The following is an 18,649-nucleotide window of genomic DNA, read 5'->3' as shown; positions in this document are numbered from 1 at the left end:
CCTGCCCCCGTACGACATGAGGGCGGGCCCGGCGCGTGACCTTGCCCGCCCGCCGGACACCCACTATGAGTGGCTCCATGACGCCGACCCCCGTGCCCGCACCCGCACCCGTCCACTGGAAACTCGTCATCGACTCCGCGGATCCACACGCGCAGGCCGACTTCTGGTCCGCCGCGCTCGGGTACACGGTCGAGGACAACAGCGCCTTCATCGAGCGACTGCTGAGCCTCGGCGCCCTGCCGGCCGAGGCGACCGTCGACTTCCACGGCCGCCCGGCCTTCCGGGACCTGATCGCCGTACGGCATCCCGATGACCCGTACGACGAGGAACGCGGTACCGGCCTCGGGCGGCGCCTGCTGTTCCAGCGGGTCCCCGAACCCAAGACGCAGAAGAACCGGCTCCACCTCGACCTGCATCCCGGCGACGGGCGCCGCGCCGCCGAGGTCGAGCGTCTGACGTCGCTGGGCGCCGGCGTCCTGCGAGAGGTGAAGGAACCCGCGGGCGAGTGGGTCGTGATGACGGACCCCGAGGGCAACGAGTTCTGCGTCCACTGAGGCCGGGGCGGCTCCGCCCCGGCCGCTCAGCTCCTCACTGACCGTGGGCGCGGGGCGCCCTGGCGTACGGGTTGTCCACGGCGAGACGGGCTCGTTCCGCGAGGCGGATCATGCGGGTGCGGGCCGATTCGAGCTGTTCGAGGTCGTCGGCGGCGGGGCCGTCGTCGGCCGCGAGCTCGGTCCACAGTCCGATCAGGTCCCGCCCGAGGTGCAGGCCCTGGAGGGGATCGCGGACGGCGCGCCACGCGGCGGCCGCGCTCTGGACGTTGCCGTAGGCGGCCCCGGAGTCCCGGTGCCGTCGGCGAACCCTCGCGAGATCCAGCGACAGATGGAACGACCTGAGCGCGTCACCGGCCAAGTAGGCGATGTACGCGGTCAGTTCGCGCAGCTTCAGCACCTCGGGGTGCTCCTGGCCCAGCGACTGCGCCGCCTCCGCGACGGCGCGCTCCGCCATACCCGCGGCGGCCTCGATACGGCCCATCTTCACGGCCTCGTTGATCCGGGCGACGGGCGCGGCGAGGAACGCCGACGCGGCGTCCCGTTCCGCGGCCGGCTCCTGCGGACTCGGCGCGAGCACCGCCTCCGCCACGGCGTCGAAGCCTCGGGCGGGGGTCGGCTTCGGGTCCGGTTCCGGCTCCGGGCCGAGCAGCGACAGTGCCTCCATCGCGGAAGCGGCCTTCCGCTCCGGAGCGGCCGCCTTCGGCTCGGGGGCGCGCACCGGCTCCGGGGCCGGGGCCTCCGGGTCCGGGCCGGTCACCGGGGCCGGGCCGAACTCCCCCGTCGGAGCGGGCACCGCGGCGGCCGCCGACTCCGGCACCGCCCGCAGGACACGCGTCGACGCGGCCCCGGGCAGCGGCTTCGGTTCCGGTACCGCCCGCAGGACGAAGGTGGACGGCGTGGGAGTACCGGGCACGGCGGGGTCGGCCGCGGGCACCTGGTCGGGGCCCGGGGCAGGAACGACGGCACCACCGTTCGCCGGACCGGCCCCCGCACCGGCAGCGGCACCCCTGGCGGGATCCACGGTGACGACCGGCTCGGCCGTCGCCGCGGAGGCGGGCGCGGGCATCGGCGCGGGCGCAGTGGCGGGCACGGATTCCGGGGATGCCGGGGATACCGGCTGCACGGACGGCGCCTGCGGCTGCGGCTGCGGCTGCAGCACGAACTCGGCGGTCACCGCCGGCTCCGGCCTGCGCACCGGCGCGGGCCGCGGCTCCGCGACGGACTCCGGGCGCACCGACGGCTCGGGCGCGGGCGGTGCCATGGGCGGGTACTCGGGTGCGGGTGCGGGTGCGGGCACCGCCTCGGGCGTCGTGGCCGGGGCAGACGGTGTCCCGGTCTCCGGTCCCGGGAGCGGACGCGCAGGTGGTTCCGGCACCGCGCGCAGCAGGAACGTCGCCTTGTCCCGACGTGGAACGGCCGGTGCGTCCGGAGTCTCCGGAGCGTGTACGGGTGGCTCGGCGGACACCGTCTCGGCGGACACCGGGACGGGCGGAAGCGGCGGAGCCGGCACCTCCGGACGTCGCTGAGCCGGTGGCTCCGAGCGCTGGTCCCGAACCGGCGGCTGCGGGCGCCGCTCAGGGGGCGGGGGCTCGGTGAAGGCGCGGGTCGGGGGGTGCGGGTGGTCCTCGGGTGGGGTGCGGCGGTGTTCCTGGGACGGAAGGTGCGGGCGCCCCTCGGGCCGAGGCTCGCGCTGCTGCGCGGGCGGCGCGGGAGGTGCCACCCGTACCGGCTCCGCCGTGTAGCGGCTGGAACCGTCGACGTGCACCTGGAGCGGTACGACGAAGCCGATGCGTTCGTCGTGGATGCTGGCCAGCACCGGGTGGCCGGTGGCGAGGGCGAGGCGGTGCAGGTAGTTCAGGATCGCGCCCTGGACCGTCTCGCCGGGCGCGGCCACGACCGGCATCCCGCCGACCGTGGCGCAGCCCCGTACCCCGGCGGACCCAGGGACCACCGCGGCGTCCGCGGACGCCGGTACGTGCACCTCGATCGGCGTCATCCCGGCGGTCGGCTGCCCCCCGGCACCGGCCGTCGAGCGCTGCCGCTTGAGTTCCCGCTTCTGTTCGCGGCTGAGTCGAGACATCGGTTCCCTCACGAAGGGGTGGTCGAGGACGGGTTCGAGGACATCATCGAGGCCGAGGGCGAGGCCGGCGTCGAGGACGGGGAGGCTGACGGCGAGGGAGGCGGCTCCGCCGCTTCCACGGTCGTCACCTCGGCGACGTGCCACGGACGGCCGCCACCCGCCCGGGTGAGCTTGAGGTAGACGTTCGCGCGCGGCCCCGTGCTCGTCCAGCCGTCGCGGCCGTGGGCCGTGCCCTCCACGAAGAGAGCGCGGTAGGCCAGGACGGACGTGTCGGCGGGACCGTCGGCGTCGTCGTCCGCGGTCACGTCCACCGTGATCCAGGCCCGGTGGCCGGCCCAGGTGTTCCACTCGGCGCCCGCCCCGCTCGCGGGGTGGTACGACCGCTCGGCCGCGGCCTTGGACGCGGTGAACCAGCGCGCGGAACGCAGCACGGCGTCGTGGGGACCGTAGTCGTACTTCGTGTCATAGCCGTACGCCACCTCCGCCCACGCCTCCGATACTGCCGTCGCGTCCGTCCCGTCGACACCCGACGGGCTCGGCACGTGTGCGTCCGTGCCCAGCGGCCTGCCCTGCGGGAGGGACGCCTTCGGTGCCACGGACGGCACCACGGAGGGCGACGAACCGGGCACGCCCACGTCATCACGATGGTCCCGCAGGCCACAGCCCGTCAACGCCAGGACCCCGGCCACGGACACGACCGCCAGCGCGGCGAACGTCCCGCGTGCCCCCGTACGGACCGCTGTACCCGTCCGTGTCGTCCTCATACTCGCCTCCCTCCTCACTTCAGTCCCAGCCAGGGTGCCGGATCCACGTACGTGCCGTTCTGCTGGACCTCGAAGTGCGCGTGCGGCCCTGTCGAGAGACCGGTGGAGCCCACCTCGCCCACCTTCTGGCCGACCTGCACGTGCTGGCCGGCGTGCACGCTCAGGGTCCTCATGTGGTTGTAGGTCGTCGAGATGCGGTCGCCGTTGATGGTCCCGTGCGAGATGACCACCCGGTTGCCGTAACCGTTGGACCAGCCGGCGAAGGTGACCGTGCCGCCCCGGGCCGCCTTGAACGTCGTACCCAGCGGCGCCGCGAAGTCGATGCCGGTGTGCAACTTGTAGACGTGCTTGATCGGGTGCATGCGCATGCCGAACGGGGAGGTCACACGCGGGCGCCCGGAGAGCGGCATCGCCAGCTCCTGTCCGGCGGGAATCGTGCCCGGCGGATCGTCCACCGACTCGTACTTGGATATCAGGGACTTGATGCGGGCGACGTAGACCCGGGTCTCGGTGTACGGCGGCATGCCGTGGTACTGGTGCACCGCGCCGGGGCCCGCGTTGTACGCCGCGAGCGCGAGGTCGAGGGTCTCGCCGCTCGCCTCGCCGCGGTTCTTGTATCCCTCGACCGTCTTGGCCAGGGCACAGTCGTAGCGGCCCTGGGCCATGATCGCGTCACCGGGATCGTACGGAGAGGCCCGGCCGTTGCCGTCGTCGTCCTCGCCCCAGCTCGGCCAGGTCCCCGGCATGAACTGCGACAGGCCCTCGGCGCCCACGGGGGAACGGGCGTTGGGGTTCCAGCCCGACTCGGCCTCGATCTGCGCGGCGATGACCGCCGGCTTGATGACGTCGCACATGGCACCCGCCTTGAGCACCCAGGGAACGTAACTCGCGGGCACGGTACCGTCCTTCAGCCCCCCGCCCGCGCCATACCCCGGATCCTCCTCGCTCGACGCCCCGCTCACCGCGACCATCATGACCACCGGCATGAGCACGGCGGCCAGGCAGCCGCCCACCACCCAGGTCATGGTGGATCCGCCCCCGTTGGACATCGGCCCCCCTCAGCCTCATGTTCCGGTCGTGTACATGCTGTCGAGTCTCTCGGTTCCCACCCGATTCCCGCGTCACCACGGCGTCACAGACTCGTCCCAGGAACTCACGCCCCGTTACCCAACTCGCCCGGGCGCCGGGAGGATCGGTGCACCGACGAGGAGAGAGAGCACCCATGCAGGGGATCGAGGGGGTGGCGATGCGGGCGAACGAGGGGGTGGCCGTGCGCGGGAGCGAGGGAGTGCCGCCGCGCGGGAGCGACGGCGCGGTGCCGTACGGGAACAAGCCAGGCGGGCCCGAGCCGTATGGGAACGGGCCGGGCGGGCCCGAGATATGGATACGCGGGGCGGTCGGAGAACCGGAACAGCCGCCGCAGCAGTACGAGGAGGACCGCCGGCTCGTCGCACGCGCACGGCAGTTCTCCTGGGTCGCCACGCACGGCGGAGCCGGTTCCTCCACGCTCGCCACCGTCTTCGGCGGCCATGACGCGGGCCGCGACTGGCCCCGGCCGGACCGGGGAGACCCGGCCTCGGTCCTGCTCGTCGGCCGTACGCACGCGGCGGGTCTGGACGCCGTGTCGCACACCCTCGACATCTTCCGCCGGGGTGACGCGCCGCCGGGACTCGATCTCGACGCCATCGTCCTGGTCGCCGACGCGCCCGGCCGGCTGCCGCGTCAACTCACCCAGCGCGTCAAGGTGATCAACTCGGTCATCGACGTCTACCGGGTGCCGTGGATGCCCGCGTGGCGCACCGGTGACCTCACCGGACCGCTGCCCCGCGAGGCGGCCTCCCTGGCCCGGCTGACGGGAAGGACCGCGCCATGACCACCCTGCACGCGCTCGCCGCCACCCAGCTGGCCGTGAACACGGACGTCACCAAGGAGCTCGACAAGGTCCTCAACATCATCGCCTGGCTCGTGACCGCCGCCGGTGTGGCGGGACTGATGATCGTGGGCTCCCGAATGGCGCTGGCTGTCAAAACCGGTGAGTTCGAGGAGCACTTGAACCAGTTCCTGATGGTGCTGGGCGCCTGTGTCATCGGCGCCACGGCGGGACCGATCGTCGGTTTCGTGCTCTGAGCCGTCCGTCGCCGGGCGGAGGCGACCCGCCGCCGCACGGCGGACGCCGCCCGGCGGAGACCATCCACCCCCGGCGGACGTCATCCACCTTCCCGCGGACGCCATCCATCCCCCGGCGGACGCCGTCTGGCGTCCGCCGTCTGTCGGATACCGTCCGCCGTCCGCCGGATACCGTCCGACGCTCGCGCGCGTCGCGGAGATCCTCCGAGGCACCATCACACCTGATGGTGCCTCAGTTTTTCTCGCGCCTCCCACCTCGTCTTTCATGACGGTCTCTTCCCGTCTGTCACGGACACGTCACCGACAGGTGCTGGATTCCCACATCGCTTGGCCCCGGACCGCAGAAGTCGCCAAGCTCACTGTGCACCGGGAACCCAGGGCGTCCCACGGATCTTCACCGCCCTCAAGTACCGCTCACGGCAAGCACGTACCGCTCGTACCGAGCAAGTGCCGCTCAGACCCGGCCAGTTCCGCACCCGTCCAGGACGTGTGCGCGGGCAGCCGGCCACATCGGGGAGAGACCATGTTCAAGGCGATAGCAGCCCAGGCCCACCAGTACGTCTATCTGGCGGACGGGAAGATCCCCAACCCCAACCGCGACGCGCCGAACGCGCTGACCGGCAAGGTCGACACCGTCCTCGGCATCCTCGCCTGGGCCGGCACCGCGGCGGGCGTCGCGGGAGTGCTCATCACCGGCGCCATGATGGCGATCTCGATGCGCCGCGGCGAGGGATCCGAGCACATGGGCCGCCTCGGCATGGTGCTCGGCGGCTGTGTCCTGGTGGCCACCGCGGGCCCCGTCGTCACCTTCGTCTTCGCCTGACCGACGCCTCGTCAGAGCCTGAGCGAAGGGAGCGCAACCATGCTGAACTCCGGTCGGCCCCAAGGGGGCAGCGGGGAGTGGGAGCAGCCGTTCTGGCAGCAGCGGAGCTGGGTCCTGTCGGCCGGGTTCCTGCTGGTGCTGCTCGTGCTCGCCGGGGCCACGATGCTCAGCGGAGGCAACGGGACGCCGCCCGACGCGTCGGGCGGCGGCGGGCCGACCCCCTCCGCGGACGCGGACCGGGACCGCGGCGGGCGGGCGGACGCCCGCCCCGCCGGCTGCCGCACCGACGACAGCGACCAGGCCAAACCCACCCGGGCCCCGAAGGACTTCACGTGGAAGGCCGACGGGACGGGTCTGGTGCCGGTCTCGGGAACGGTGGGCCCACTCACGTTCGACGGACCTGTCTGGTCCTGCTTCGCCCACACGCCGATGGGCTCCGTCATGGCCGCCCACACCATCACCGACCATCTGAGCTTTTCGGGCTGGCGCGAGGTCGTCGACCGGCAGGTCGTCCCCGGCGCGGGCCGCGACGCGCTCGTCGCGAGCCGTGTCGCGGCGGGCGACAGGCCGGCCTCGGGCGAGGCCGACGGAGGCGGCTACGCCGGCTTCACCGTCCTGTCGTACGACAAGGAGAAGTCGACCGTGATGTTCGTGGTGCGGGTCCCCGGCAAGGGCTCCTACGGCACCGCGTCGGTGACGCTGCGCTGGCTGGACGGCGACTGGAAGCTCTCGCCCGACGCCGACGGGACCGTCTATTCGGGCATGTCGCAGATCAGCGGCACCAAGGGCTTCGTCACCTGGGAGGCGTGAGATGGCTTGTTCCTGGCGGATCTACGACTGTGTGATCGACGAGGTCGGTTCGCAGTTCACCGACGGTGCCGTCGTCGCCTTCGCCAAGGCGATCGGCGACGCGACCACGGAAGTACTCAAGGCGCTCAACGGTGTGTGGTTGAACGTCAAGGCGGGAGACGCCTCCGGGCCCATCGCCAACATCCAAGCGGAGGCGGACTGGCTCGTCGGCTACGTGGCCGTGGCCTCGCTGCTGATCGCGGCGATCCGCATGGCGCTGGAGCGCAAGGGCCAGCCGATGAAGCAGGCGTTCATGGGGATGTGGAAGGTCATCCTCGTCGGAGCGGTCGCCGTGCCGACGGTCCAGGGACTCACCCATGCCTCCGACCTGTACGCGCAGGACGTGTACAACAAGGCCGCTCTCGGCGACAAGGCGAAGACGATGCTCGGTGTGCTGTCCCTCGACCAGCCGGGCCTCATCCTCGTCTTCGGCCTGCTGGTGATGCTGTCGTGCTTCGTGCAGATCTGCCTGATGTACATCCGCATCGGCGTCATGATCACGCTCGTCGGCACACTGCCGCTGGCCGCGGCCTCCTCGATGACCGGGTGGGGCGAGGGCTGGTGGAAGAAGCACATCGGCTGGCTCGCGGCCTGGCTGCTGTACAAACCGGCGGCCGCGCTGATCATCTACTCGGCCACGTCGATGACCAACGGTACCGAGAACCTCAGCGGTACCGAGAAGCTCAACCAGACCATCGCCGGCCTCGGCATGCTGATCCTGGCGGTGTTCGCCCTGCCGGCCCTGCTCAAGCTGATCGTTCCGGCGACCGCGGCCCTGGGCGGCACCTCGGGCGGCACGGTCACCGTGAACGCGGTCAACAACGTCGCCACCGGCGCCGTCAGCATCGCCGCGGGCGGTGCCGGCGGAGGCGCGGCCGGTCCCCAGGGCTCGCCGTCCGCGGGCGCCGGAGCTCCGGCGGGCGGTGGCGCAGGCGGCGCGGGTGCGGCCGGTGGCGCGGCAGCGGGCGGTGCAGCCGCCGCGGGCGCGGCCACGGGCGGCGCCACCCTCGCCGTACAGGCCACGGCGGTCGCCGTCCAGACCGGTGTCGCGGCGGCCAGCGAGGTTGCCAACTCCCTGAACGACAACGACGGGATGAAGGGCCACAACCAGTAGGCGGCCACGAGGCCGCAGAGCTCCCCCCGTCACGTATCCAGCGCTTCGAGCCGGAAGAAGGAACCCCATGTCCACCGACGCCATGACGCGTCCCACGTACGGGAACTGGCGCAGGCCCCGCCGTCCCGGACTCGGTCCGCTGGGTCTGCTCGGCACCGTCGTCGCCTTCGGCGGACTGCTGGTGGCGCTGCTGGCTTCGCTGGTCTCGCTGAGTGCCGCGATCGTCGTCCTCGTACCGGTCGCGCTCTTCCTCGCCCCGCTGGCGCTGCGCACGGTCGACGGCCGCAACGTCTACCAGGTCCTCGCGATCCGGATCGGCTGGGCGCGGCGCAAGTCGGCCGGCTCGCACACCTACCTCTCGGGGCCGCTGTCCAAGCGCCCCGGCGGCCGCTACCAGCCGCCCGGACTGCTGGCGCGCACCCGGATGCACGAGGGCCGCGACGCCTACAACCGTTCCTTCGGCGTGCTGCACCACCCGGGCCGCGGCCTCTACACGGTGGTGCTGGCCTGTGAACCGGACGGCGGCTCGCTGGTCGACCCCTCCCAGGTCGACATCTGGGTGGCCTCCTGGGGCGACTGGCTCGCGCGGCTCTCGCACGAGCCGGGTCTGCGCGGCGCCCAGGTGGTCGTGGAGACCGCCCCGGACACCGGGACCCGGCTCGCGGCCGAGGTGCTCCCCCGGATCTCCCCCGACGCGCCGGCCGCCGCGCGCGCCGTGATGGAGGAGGTCGTCGAGCGCTATCCGTCGGCGTCCTCCGAGATGCACACGTACATCGCCCTGACCTACGGCCCGACGGGCGGCCCCAAACGGGGCACGGACGACATCGTCACCGATCTGTCGATGCGGCTGCCCGGACTGCTGTCCGGTCTGGTCGCGGCGGGCGGCGGCAGCGCCTACCCGCTGCCCGCCGACCGGCTCGCCGAGATCGTCCGGGTGGCGTACGACCCCGCCATCGCGCCCGATGTGCTCAGCGCCCGCGCCGAGCACGCCACGACCGGAGTGGAGTGGGGCGACGCGGGCCCGGCCGCGGCCGTGGAGACCGTCACCTCGTACAAGCACGACTCGGGTATCTCGCGCACCTGGATGCTGACGCTCGCGCCGCGCGGCACGGTCCGCTCCAGCGTGCTGCGCGGGCTCCTCGAACCGGCCCCGGGCACCCGGCGCAAGCGGGTCTCCCTGATCTACCGGCCCATCGACCCGGCCACCTCCGCCCGCATCGTCGAGTCCGACCGGCGCACCGCGCACTTCATGGCGGGATCGCGGCGCGGTCTCGTGCAGGCGCGGGCCAGTTCGGAGATGCAGGCCGCCGAGCAGACCGCGGCCGAGGAGGCGGCGGGCGCGGGGCTCGTGGAGTTCTCGCTGATGGTGACGGTCACCGTGGACGACGAGGAGCAGTTGCAGGACGCGGGCATCACCGTGCGCAACCTCCAGGCCTCGTCCCGGATCCTGATGCGCCCCGCCGACCGTATGCAGGCCGCGGCGTTCACCTGCACGCTGCCGGTCGGCCTGCTCCCGTGGGAGCACACCCTCGTTCCGTACCAGATCAGGGAGGCACTGTGAGCAGGCAGCAGGCACAGGGGACACCGGGGGGCCTGGGGACACCGGGCGCCCTGGGAGCCCCGGCCACCGCGCCGCCGCGCGGCTGGTACGGCCCCGCGGGCGGCCAGGTCGGGCACGTCGACCCGCCCGCGCTGTGGCGCGCGACCACCGTGCAGGCCTGCGGGCTGTGGCCGTTCGCGGCCGGCTCCGGCGCGCCGATGACCGGGGTTCCGCTCGGGCAGCATCTGCACACCGGGGCGACGGTGTGCGGCGACCCCATCTCCTGGTTCACCCGGGCCCGTTACATCTCCAACCCGTCGCTGTTCATGCTGGGGATGCCGGGCCTCGGCAAGTCGACCCTGGTCAACCGCATGCTGATCGGCATGTCCGCCACAGGCATCACGCCTCTGGTCCTCGGCGACCTGAAGCCCGACTACGCCGACACCGTACGGGCGCTGGGCGGCCAGGTGATCTCCATCGGACGCGGGGTCGGCGGCATCAACGTCCTCGACCCGGGCGCGATGGGCGAGGCTGCGGCCCGGATCGGCGGCGAGCGCGGCCGGATCCTGGCCGCGGAGGCGCACGGCCGGGTCCTGAACATGGTCGCGGCGCTGATCACCATCGTGCGCGGGCGTCCGATGGACGACCACGAGCAGTCGGTGCTGTCGGCCTGTCTGCACCATCTCGCGGAGCGTACGAAGCCGGGGCGGCCGCCGCTCCTGCCGGATCTGCTGAAAGTGCTGGACGAGGGTCCGGACCGGGTCCGCGCGGTGACGCTGGACCGCGGGAACGTGGCCCGCTACCAGGAGGCCGTGGACCCGCTGCACCGCTCGCTCCTCGGCGTGCTCGACGGCCCGCTCGGCGACACCTTCGCCACCGAGACGTCCACCCGGATCAACCCGTCGTCGCCTGCGGTCTGCGTGGACATCTCCCGGATCGGCGAGGCGGACACCCAGCTGACGGCCGCGGCGATGCTCGCGGCCTGGTCGGACGGGCTCGGCACGGTGGCCGCCGCGCACGCGCTCGCGGACGCCGGACTCGCCCCGCAGCGCTGGTTCTTCACCGTCCTCGACGAACTGTGGCGCCCGCTGCGGGCGGCCTCCGGCATCGTGGAACGGATCGACGCGCTGACCCGGCTGAACCGCTCGCTCGGCCTGGGCGACGCGAAGATCACCCACACGCTGAAGGACGCCGAGGCCCTCGGCAGCGAGTCCGACCGGGCGAAGGCGCGGGGCTTCGTGGAGCGGGCGGGCATGGTCGTCTGCGCCGGTCTTCCGCGGTCGGAGATGCGGGAACTCGGCCAGATCGTCGGCATGTCCGAACGCGAGATCGAGCTCGTGTCCTCGTGGTCGTCCCCGCCCGGCTGGGCCAGCACCGGCGGCAACGAGGAGCCGCCGGGACGCGGACGCTTCCTCATCAAGGTCGGCGGCCGTCCCGGCATCCCGATCAAGGTGTCGATCACCGACACCGAGCGCGCACTGCACAACACGAACACCCGCTGGTCGGAGGCGGGCAAGCCGTCCCTGCACAAGGGTTCCGGCTTGTCCGGCGCAAACCTCAGCCCGTCCGGGACTTGAGGGCGGAGGGGCCATTCCAGCCCGTCCGGCGTTTGAGGACCCGCGCGGAGCGCGGCGGGGGGCCGGGAACGCCGCCCCCCGGTACGGGACCGGGCAGGGGCGGCGGGGGCGAGAGACATCCAACGGGGGGAGCGGACATGAGCAGGACACGCAGGACAGGACCCGGAGCCGGGGAGGACCTCCTCCCCTGGATCGTGCCGGGGGCCGCGTTCCTCATCGGCACCGTGTTCCTGGGCGCATGGCTGGGCGGAACGCTGGGCGCGGCGGTGAGCGGCGCCGGCTGGCATCCACCGCCGTTCGCCCTGTCCACCCTCTCGACCCTGGTGAAGGACGGCCCCGGCCCGCTGTGGCCGGCGGCCTCGCCGACCGCGCTCGCCGCGGGCATGGCCACGGTCTTCGGGGCCGTCGTGGCGGCGATCACCGTCCTGATCGCGCTCGTACGACGCCGGCTGACCGCGCCCACCGGTCTGGCGGGCCGCAAGGAGCTGGCCGGGCTCCTGCCCAAGGGCGCCGCGCGGCGGGCCCGCGAGCTCCGGCCGGGACTGGCCAAGCTGGACAAGGTCACCGCGGACGACACCGGGAACCTGATCGGCGACCTGGAACCCCGCGGCCCGGAGCTGCGCTCCAGTTACGAGGACGTCGAGCTCGATCTGATGGCGCCCCGCGCGGGCAAGTCCACCGGCATCGCGGTCCCGCGCGTCCTGCGGGCCCGCGGCAGTGTGCTGCTGACGTCGAACAAGGCCGACGTGTACAGCGTGACGCGGGCGGAACGCGAACGGGCGGGCCGGGTCTGGACGTTCGACCCCCAGGGCATCGCCCACACCTCGCGCGGCCTGTGGTGGGACATGCTCGCGGAGGCGGCCACGATCGAGGGCGCCCGCAGGCTGGCCGGGCACTTCGTCGGCGCGGTCAACGACGACGCCTCCCGTCGCGACTTCTGGATCTCGGCCGCCCAGAACACCCTCACCGCCCTCTTCCACGCGGCCCACCGCGGCGGGCGGCCGATCGGCGAGGTACTCGCCTGGCTGGCCGACCCGGCCGACCGCACCCCGGTCGACCTGCTGCGCGACGCCGGGATGACGGCGCTCGCCGATCAGTTGCAGGGCACCGTGCTGGGCGCGGTGGAGACCCGGGACGGCATCTACGAGACCAGCCGCCAGTGCGTGGCCTGTCTGCTCGACCCCGCGATCGCCGCGTGGGTGACCCCGGATCCCGCCCTGCCGCAGTTCTTCCCCGACCGCCATGTGCTCTCCGCCGACACGCTCTACCTGCTCTCCAAGGACGGCGGCGGTTCGGCCGCCGGGGTCATCGCCGCGGCCGCGGACGCCGTACTGCGCGCCGGAGTCGTCGCCGCCGAACGGATGGGCGGACGCCTCGAACCGCCGATGACGGCGGTACTCGACGAGGCGGCGAACGTCTGCCGGATCTCCGATCTCCCCGACCTGTACTCACACTTCGGCTCACGCGGCATCAACATCGTGACCCTGCTCCAGAGTTACCGGCAGGGCTCACGGGTCTGGGGCGAGGCGGGCATGGACGCGCTCTGGTCGGCCGCGACCATCAAACTGCTCGGCGCGGGTCTGGACGACGCCGACTTCGTGGAGAAGATCTCCCGGCTGGTCGGCGAGCACGACGTGTCGACGGTCAGCTGGTCCAGGAGCAGGGACGGGCGGTCCCGGTCGACGTCGTACCGCCTGGAGCGCATCCTGCCCGCCGACCGCATCCGCGCGCTGCCCAAGGGCACCGCCCTGCTCCTGGCCACCGGCATCAGACCCGCCCTGGTCCGGCTCCGCCCCTGGTACGCCGAACCGGGCGCCGACCGCGTCGCGACGGCGGCCCAGGCGGAGGTGAGGGCCATCACCGCCCGCGCCGCCGAGAGGATCACGACCCGATGAACGAGCAACAGTCCGCCGAAGCACCACCGTTCATCCTCTTCCTCGACGGACCCGAGTACGCCGAGGAGATGAGTCGGCTGGCCGTCTGGGTGAGCGACCTGCTCCTTCCCGTCTACGGCCGCGAGGTCACCTCGCAGCAGCCCTGGTGCCCCCGCTGGTGGGAGCACCCGGAGGCGGTCGCCCGGCTGCACGGACTGTGGCTGGCCTGGCAGGAGCACACCGACCCGGCGGCGGGCGCGTCCGGGCCCGCCGTATGGCACCGGGACCACCTCGGCGCCGTACTGTCCGAACTGCGTTCTCCCAGCGGCCCGTTCGCGGGCTGCAAAAGTGGAAGCCACCGCCCGAAGACGCCGCCCGCGGCCGAGTCGTACGAGGATGCCGTCGCGGCATCCCGGCAGATCGACCCGGATCCGTACGAGACCAGTCTCTGGTAGACGAGGAACACCCCGCCATGAACGAAACCCCCGTGCCCGGCGCGTCCACCGCCGACTCGGCTCCCTCCCTGCGCGCCTACCTCGGCCTCTACGCCGCCGGATTCGTGGAGCGCGAGCAGATGATCACAACCGTCGCCGCCTGGCCCTTCGAGACCGAGGAGGGCCTGGACGAGGGTCACCCCGAGCCGACCCACCAGGACAACACGCTCTCCGTGCTCGCCGCGGCGCGCCTGCTCGGGCAGGTGACCCGCGAGGACGTGGAGGAGATCCAGCGCAGGATCGACAGCCGGCCGGACGGCCCGGCGGACGGGGTCGAGCGGCGGCCATGACGACTGGCGAAAGGCCGGAAGCCGGTCTCAGACCCGAATACCGGGCGCTGTACAGGGAGTTGCAGACCCGGATGTCGCCGGGCGGCGATCTCGCGCCGGGCGGCACGGACACGTTCGGACAGTACCGGCGCGGTGCGCTGTGGACGCCGGAACGCGAGCGGATGCACTCCGCGATCCTGGAGGAGTTCACGGCGCGCTGCGCGGGCCTGCCGCGCGACGGCCATGCCGCCCTGCTCACCGCCGGCGCGCCCGGCGCCGGGAAGGGCGGCGCGCTGCGCGGGCTCGGCGCATGGCAGGGGCGCGACGACGAACTGGGGCTGGCTCTGCAGCGGGCGCACGGCATCGACGTACGCGACTACGTGGTCCTGGACCCGGACGCCTTCAAGGTGGCGATCTTCGAGCACGGAGGATCGCCCCATCTGCCGCCACCCGCACGCGAGTTGTCCGACGGGCGGCCGGTAGCGCCTTCCGAGACGGCCTCGCTCACCCACCGCGAGTCGGCGTTCCTCCAGGACGTCTTCGAGCAGTGGGCCCGCGGCGAGGGCTACAACCTCCTCTACGACGCGACCCTTCGCGACCAGCGCTGGAACGAGAAGCTCCTCGGTGATCTGCGGGCCGACGGCTACGACCGGCGCGTCCTGCTGTCGGTCGAGGTCCCCGTCGAGCAGTGCCTCGCCCAGAACGCCGGCCGCTGGCAGCACGGCCGCACGGAATTCGACGCGGGCCGCGACCGGTACGGCGGGCGCATGGCCCCCGAGGTCATGATCGAGGACCTGTACGCGCGGAGCACCTCGGGGCGCGGGTTCTCCGTCGGCCGCGAGAACGCGGAGAAGCTGGTGGAGGGAGGGCTGGCCACCGCGCTGATCACCTCGGAGCGGGGTGTGTTCGCCGCCGGGCGGCCCCCGGGCACGGCCCCGGTGTCCGGGCTCGGCACCTCGCCCGCCCACCAACAGGGCGATGCCACGATCCGGGTCGCCACCGCGGCACGTCTGCGGTCCGGCGGCGGGAGCACCGCCCCGGCGGCCGGACGGACACCGGGTGCGCCGGGCGCCGCGACTCCGGCCGCTTCCGCCGTACCGCGCGCAGCGCCCCGGCCCCCGCGAACGCCGTGAGCCCGATGTGCGCCGGGAACGCTGTCGAGCTGCTAGGCGCCCGGCTGCGGGCCGACGTGGTCGACGCTCTCCAGGATGCGACGCTTGCGGGCGATGTTCTCCAGGAGTGCGGCCCGCTCGAAGCGGTGCGGGGTCCTGTCGTAGACCTCGCGGCCGCGCTCCGAGGTGAACAGTTCCTCGGGAACGCTGTCGGCGCCCCGCGGAAGGAACTTGAGGACCTCCTCGACCGCCGCGAGCGCGAACGCGGAGCCCTCGCGCTGCTGATGGCGCTCGGCGGGCGGGGTGTGCAGCAGCCTCAGTCCCGTGTCCGTGGCGACCTGGTCGCTGACCCACAGGAACTCCCCGGGGTCGATGATCCGCGAGGGCTCGGACCCCCCGAACGCCGGTGGCGCGGGCGGGAGTTCGTCGGTGAGCCGGAAGGCGAAGGAACGGGCACGGCCGCACTGGGGGCAGACGCCCTCGTACACCGCGACCAGGCCACCGTCACGCTCGTCGAGACGATGCTCGCGCTCGAAGCTCTCCGCCCCGCACGCGCACGCGTGCAGGTCCATGTAGAGGTGTGCTTCCTGCGTCGAACGGGCGATCAGCATGCCGAGATCTTACGTGCCACGAGGCCGTTCAAGGGGGAAAGTGCCAGTGGACCAGGAACCGCTCGACCGCGGGAACGCCAGCCGTTCCGACCGGGCGGACGCCCGGCGCGATACCCGGGGGGATCGTCGGGCGGATGTCCGCGGCGATGCCCAGGGGGATCCTCGGGCGGATGTCCCGGGGAACACTCCAGGACACGCCCAGGGGAATTCTCATGGGGGTGCCCCGCCTGAGGCCTGGGGGGATGTCCGCCCGGGCCTCTCCGGCACGGGTACGGCGCCGCGCGCGGACCCCGTCGTCATCACCGCGACCGACGTCGTCGGCAGTCTCTTCGTCTCGGGCACCGGCGCCGCGCCCGATCCCGGGCGGCAGGCGGCCGTCATCGCACAGGCGGAGAGCACCCTGCCGATGGTGGTACAGAGCCTGTACGCGCAGCGGCTCACCTCGGTCGAGCTGCGGTCCGGCGCCGCGGGCGACCGCTTCTTCGCGCTCACCGACGACCGGGGCAGGAACCTCACCCTGCGTCTGGACGCCATTCCGCTCCCCTCCGGCACGATCGCGCGGACCCACGTCAACACCACCTCGGACCAGCACGTCGTCCAGCTCTCCGACCGGATGGACCCGCGCCAGGTGGGCCGGGCACTGAGCCACGAGGTCGGCGAACTGCTCGCGGTGCGCGACCGGGCGACCCGTGCCGCCGCCGGTGACCCCGAGGTCGCGGGCGTCGCGCCGAACCGTGACGAACTGCTGGCCCGCGGCGGGCTCGGGAGCGCGGACCGGCGTCTGAGCCTCACCGAGGAGGACCTCGGCCGGGTCGGCGAACTCAACTACCTGGCTGCCCGCATGAACGACGCCACCCTCGACGCCACCCAACGCGCCGAATCCCGGAGTGAGCTGTCGGCGCTCATCGACCACACCGGGCTGCGGCCGCAGGCCCCGGCCGACTCCGACCGCTTCGCGCCCGAGCTCCAGGCCGCCGATGTCCGCCGCGACATCATCGACCCGCACCTGACCCCGATGGCGGCCGACGCCCTGCGTGAACTGGCCGTTCCCGTCGAGCGGTTGAGCGCGGCCGATGTCGCCGAACTGCGGGAGTTCCGGTCGCGGGTCGCGCACGCCCGCCCCCTCGGGGCGTCCGCCCACGCCCCTCCCCTGCCGGGGTTCCGGCCCGACGGCTCCCCCGTCCCCCGCGATGAGCTCGCAGCGGCGGCGGCCCAGGCGGCCGACCAGCGCACCCGGGCCGGTGCCGCCACCCTGGCCGAGCTGCGCGCGGAGATCGCCACGACCGGCGAGTGGCCCACCCGCCAGGTCGTCATCGGCGGTGGCGCCAGCCTCGTCGGACGCGACCCCCAGGCCCTGCTCGTCGACGCCCGCGGCCGCTGGCACCTGGACCCCGGCCAGGGCATCGTCCAGTCCCCCGACCAGACGAGGGACATGCGGGCCAGCGGGCTCGGCGACGCCCACCAGTTCGCCGACCCGACCGCGCGGGTGCCGCGCGACGCCGTACGCCTGTGGGAGGACCAGCTCGCCGTGCGCGGTCCCCTCGTCGACGGGACCGCGGCGCTGATCCCGGGGCAGGACGGTCACCTCTACGCGCGCATCCGGCCCGGCGACGGTTCCCCGGACGTCTATGTGAAGGTCGAGGGCACGCCGACCGTGGCCACCGGGCTGCCGCCGGAGATGGTGCCGGGCGTCGACCGCCGGGACGCGGTGAATCTGCCGGAGGCCCTCGACGCCGTACGCGGACAGCTCCCCGCCGATTCACCGGCGCACGCCCGGCTGACCGGGGAGGTCAGCGCGGAGCGGGCACTCCAGGTGTTGCGGGAGGAAGGCGTGCTGGACGGGCTGCGCTCGGGCGTCGGCGCGCGGGCCGCGCTCCAGACCCTGGACGCGACCGCCCAGTGGGAGCGGGCGAGGGCCGCCGCGCCCGGACGGGTGTTCATCGGGGACGAGATCGCCGAGAACCGCTTCGACCCGCATGCCGCGGGTGCGGAGGGCGCCCCGAAGACGTGGCTGGTCGCGGGCGCCGGCGGCACGGGCGTGGCCAACGCCGAGATCATCCTGGAGGCCGACCCCGAGGCACGGGTCACCATCTACGGGCCGAACCTCCCTCCCGCGCTGGAGAACCAGGTGCAGTTCACCGCGCTGCGGGAGCGGTTCGTCCGCGAGTACGGCGGTGACGGCCGCCTCACCATCGACATCCACCCCGACAACCGGGTGGGTGCCGTGCAGATGTCCACCGGGCCCGACGGAAAGCCGCGGTTCCGGGAGGGGCGGGTGGAGGCGGAGGCGTATGTGGCGAGCCTCGGGCGGACCGCGCCGATGCCGGAGGCGCTCCAGGAGCTGAGCGGGCGGACCCGGGCCGGGGGCGGGCAGGTGCGGGGGGATCTGATGTTCGACCGGGACCGGCAGTACCTCGGTTACGGCGTCACCTTCGAGGCGGGGGGCAGGCAGCACCGTGTCGAGGTGACCGGTGCGGCCTCGCAGTTGCTGCCCCGCGATGTCTTCCCTCGGGACACTCAGGCCGCTCTGGGTGCCATGGCCGCCCGCCAGGTGCCCTCCCAGAGCGGCAACGCGGCTCCGGGTTTCGCTCCTGTGGCCCAGCAGACGGCCCGGCTCGCGGAGGCGCGTGCGCAGGGGACGGTGGAGCGGCACGCGTCGGTTCCGGAGAGCTGGCGCAGGCCGGCTGTGGCGGGCGCGACGACGACTGCTCCGTCCGGTGGGGCCACGAACCCCGTGGCGAGCGCGGCCCGCCTCCAGTCCGGCCGGGGTTCCGCTTCCCCGACCGGAGCCACACCCGGCCCGACACCGGGTCCGGCACCTCGGGTACAGAGGCCTCCACGCCCGGGTCGGTGAGACACGC

The 18,649-nt window shown here is 73.2% G+C and carries 17 protein-coding genes; 13 read left to right on the top strand and 4 right to left on the bottom strand.

Going from position 1 to position 18,649, the window contains the following annotated elements:
• The first annotated feature begins 77 nt into the window (after nucleotides 1-77).
• Complete coding sequence (locus OG410_RS24530; protein WP_329301170.1) at nucleotides 78-554, top strand: VOC family protein; 477 nt, start codon at nucleotides 78-80, stop codon at nucleotides 552-554.
• A gap of 34 nt (nucleotides 555-588) precedes the next feature.
• Here OG410_RS24530 and OG410_RS24525 read toward each other — a convergent pair whose 3' ends face one another.
• From OG410_RS24525 to OG410_RS24515, 3 genes are read right to left on the bottom strand one after another with little or no spacing between them, the layout of a single operon-like run.
• The gene (locus OG410_RS24525) at nucleotides 589-2,634 is read right to left on the bottom strand and encodes a hypothetical protein (protein ID WP_329301169.1); all 2,046 of its coding nucleotides are present in this window, start codon (nucleotides 2,632-2,634) and stop codon (nucleotides 589-591) included.
• Between the two features lie 8 nt (nucleotides 2,635-2,642).
• A complete protein-coding gene (locus OG410_RS24520; RefSeq protein WP_329301168.1) occupies nucleotides 2,643-3,398 on the bottom strand; it encodes a hypothetical protein in 756 nt (251 codons plus the stop codon).
• A 14-nt stretch (nucleotides 3,399-3,412) separates the two neighbouring features.
• Complete coding sequence (locus tag OG410_RS24515; RefSeq protein ID WP_329301167.1) at nucleotides 3,413-4,447, bottom strand: peptidoglycan DD-metalloendopeptidase family protein; 1,035 nt, start codon at nucleotides 4,445-4,447, stop codon at nucleotides 3,413-3,415.
• 173 nt (nucleotides 4,448-4,620) lie between these two features.
• On the opposite strand from OG410_RS24515, the gene OG410_RS24510 reads away from it, so the two are divergent.
• The 11 genes from OG410_RS24510 to OG410_RS24460 all read left to right on the top strand — a co-directional run bounded on the left by OG410_RS24510 (nucleotide 4,621) and on the right by OG410_RS24460 (nucleotide 15,198).
• Complete coding sequence (locus OG410_RS24510; protein WP_329301166.1) at nucleotides 4,621-5,271, top strand: hypothetical protein; 651 nt, start codon at nucleotides 4,621-4,623, stop codon at nucleotides 5,269-5,271.
• On the top strand, nucleotides 5,268-5,525 hold the full coding sequence (locus OG410_RS24505) for a hypothetical protein (RefSeq protein WP_329301165.1): 258 nt from the start codon (nucleotides 5,268-5,270) through the stop codon (nucleotides 5,523-5,525). Before OG410_RS24510 ends, OG410_RS24505 begins: the two co-directional genes overlap by 4 nt.
• A gap of 523 nt (nucleotides 5,526-6,048) precedes the next feature.
• Nucleotides 6,049-6,348: a hypothetical protein gene (locus OG410_RS24500; RefSeq protein WP_329301164.1), complete on the top strand. Its 300-nt coding sequence runs from the start codon at nucleotides 6,049-6,051 to the stop codon at nucleotides 6,346-6,348.
• Between the two features lie 39 nt (nucleotides 6,349-6,387).
• Nucleotides 6,388-7,158, top strand: a complete 771-nt coding sequence (locus OG410_RS24495; protein ID WP_329301163.1) for a hypothetical protein — start codon at nucleotides 6,388-6,390, stop codon at nucleotides 7,156-7,158.
• A gap of 1 nt (nucleotide 7,159) precedes the next feature.
• Nucleotides 7,160-8,311, top strand: coding sequence for a hypothetical protein (locus tag OG410_RS24490; RefSeq protein ID WP_329301162.1), 1,152 nt, complete (start codon nucleotides 7,160-7,162; stop codon nucleotides 8,309-8,311).
• Between the two features lie 67 nt (nucleotides 8,312-8,378).
• Nucleotides 8,379-9,872, top strand: coding sequence for an SCO6880 family protein (locus tag OG410_RS24485; RefSeq protein ID WP_329301161.1), 1,494 nt, complete (start codon nucleotides 8,379-8,381; stop codon nucleotides 9,870-9,872).
• A 32-nt stretch (nucleotides 9,873-9,904) separates the two neighbouring features.
• Entirely contained in the window at nucleotides 9,905-11,428 is a 1,524-nt protein-coding gene (locus OG410_RS24480; protein ID WP_329304228.1) for an ATP/GTP-binding protein, read from the top strand.
• Between the two features lie 137 nt (nucleotides 11,429-11,565).
• Entirely contained in the window at nucleotides 11,566-13,323 is a 1,758-nt protein-coding gene (locus OG410_RS24475) for a type IV secretory system conjugative DNA transfer family protein (RefSeq protein WP_329301160.1), read from the top strand.
• Complete coding sequence (locus OG410_RS24470) at nucleotides 13,320-13,757, top strand: DUF4913 domain-containing protein (protein WP_329301159.1); 438 nt, start codon at nucleotides 13,320-13,322, stop codon at nucleotides 13,755-13,757. Before OG410_RS24475 ends, OG410_RS24470 begins: the two co-directional genes overlap by 4 nt.
• A gap of 17 nt (nucleotides 13,758-13,774) precedes the next feature.
• Complete coding sequence (locus OG410_RS24465; RefSeq protein WP_329301158.1) at nucleotides 13,775-14,086, top strand: hypothetical protein; 312 nt, start codon at nucleotides 13,775-13,777, stop codon at nucleotides 14,084-14,086.
• A complete protein-coding gene (locus OG410_RS24460; protein ID WP_329301157.1) occupies nucleotides 14,083-15,198 on the top strand; it encodes a zeta toxin family protein in 1,116 nt (371 codons plus the stop codon). The genes OG410_RS24465 and OG410_RS24460 overlap by 4 nt, the downstream gene beginning before the upstream one ends.
• A 32-nt stretch (nucleotides 15,199-15,230) precedes the next feature.
• Here the strand turns inward: OG410_RS24460 and OG410_RS24455 are convergent, their stop codons facing one another.
• Complete coding sequence (locus tag OG410_RS24455; protein WP_329301156.1) at nucleotides 15,231-15,788, bottom strand: hypothetical protein; 558 nt, start codon at nucleotides 15,786-15,788, stop codon at nucleotides 15,231-15,233.
• Nucleotides 15,789-16,194: 406 nt separating this feature from the next.
• On the opposite strand from OG410_RS24455, the gene OG410_RS24450 reads away from it, so the two are divergent.
• Nucleotides 16,195-18,642, top strand: coding sequence for a hypothetical protein (locus OG410_RS24450; protein ID WP_329301155.1), 2,448 nt, complete (start codon nucleotides 16,195-16,197; stop codon nucleotides 18,640-18,642).
• Nucleotides 18,643-18,649: the final 7 nt, after the last annotated feature.

This window comes from Streptomyces sp. NBC_00659 (assembly GCF_036226925.1).
In the GTDB taxonomy this organism is placed as follows: Bacteria; Actinomycetota; Actinomycetes; order Streptomycetales; family Streptomycetaceae; genus Streptomyces.
The sequence above is the reverse complement of the archived record's forward strand: the minus strand, read 5'-3'. Positions and strand labels throughout refer to the sequence as shown.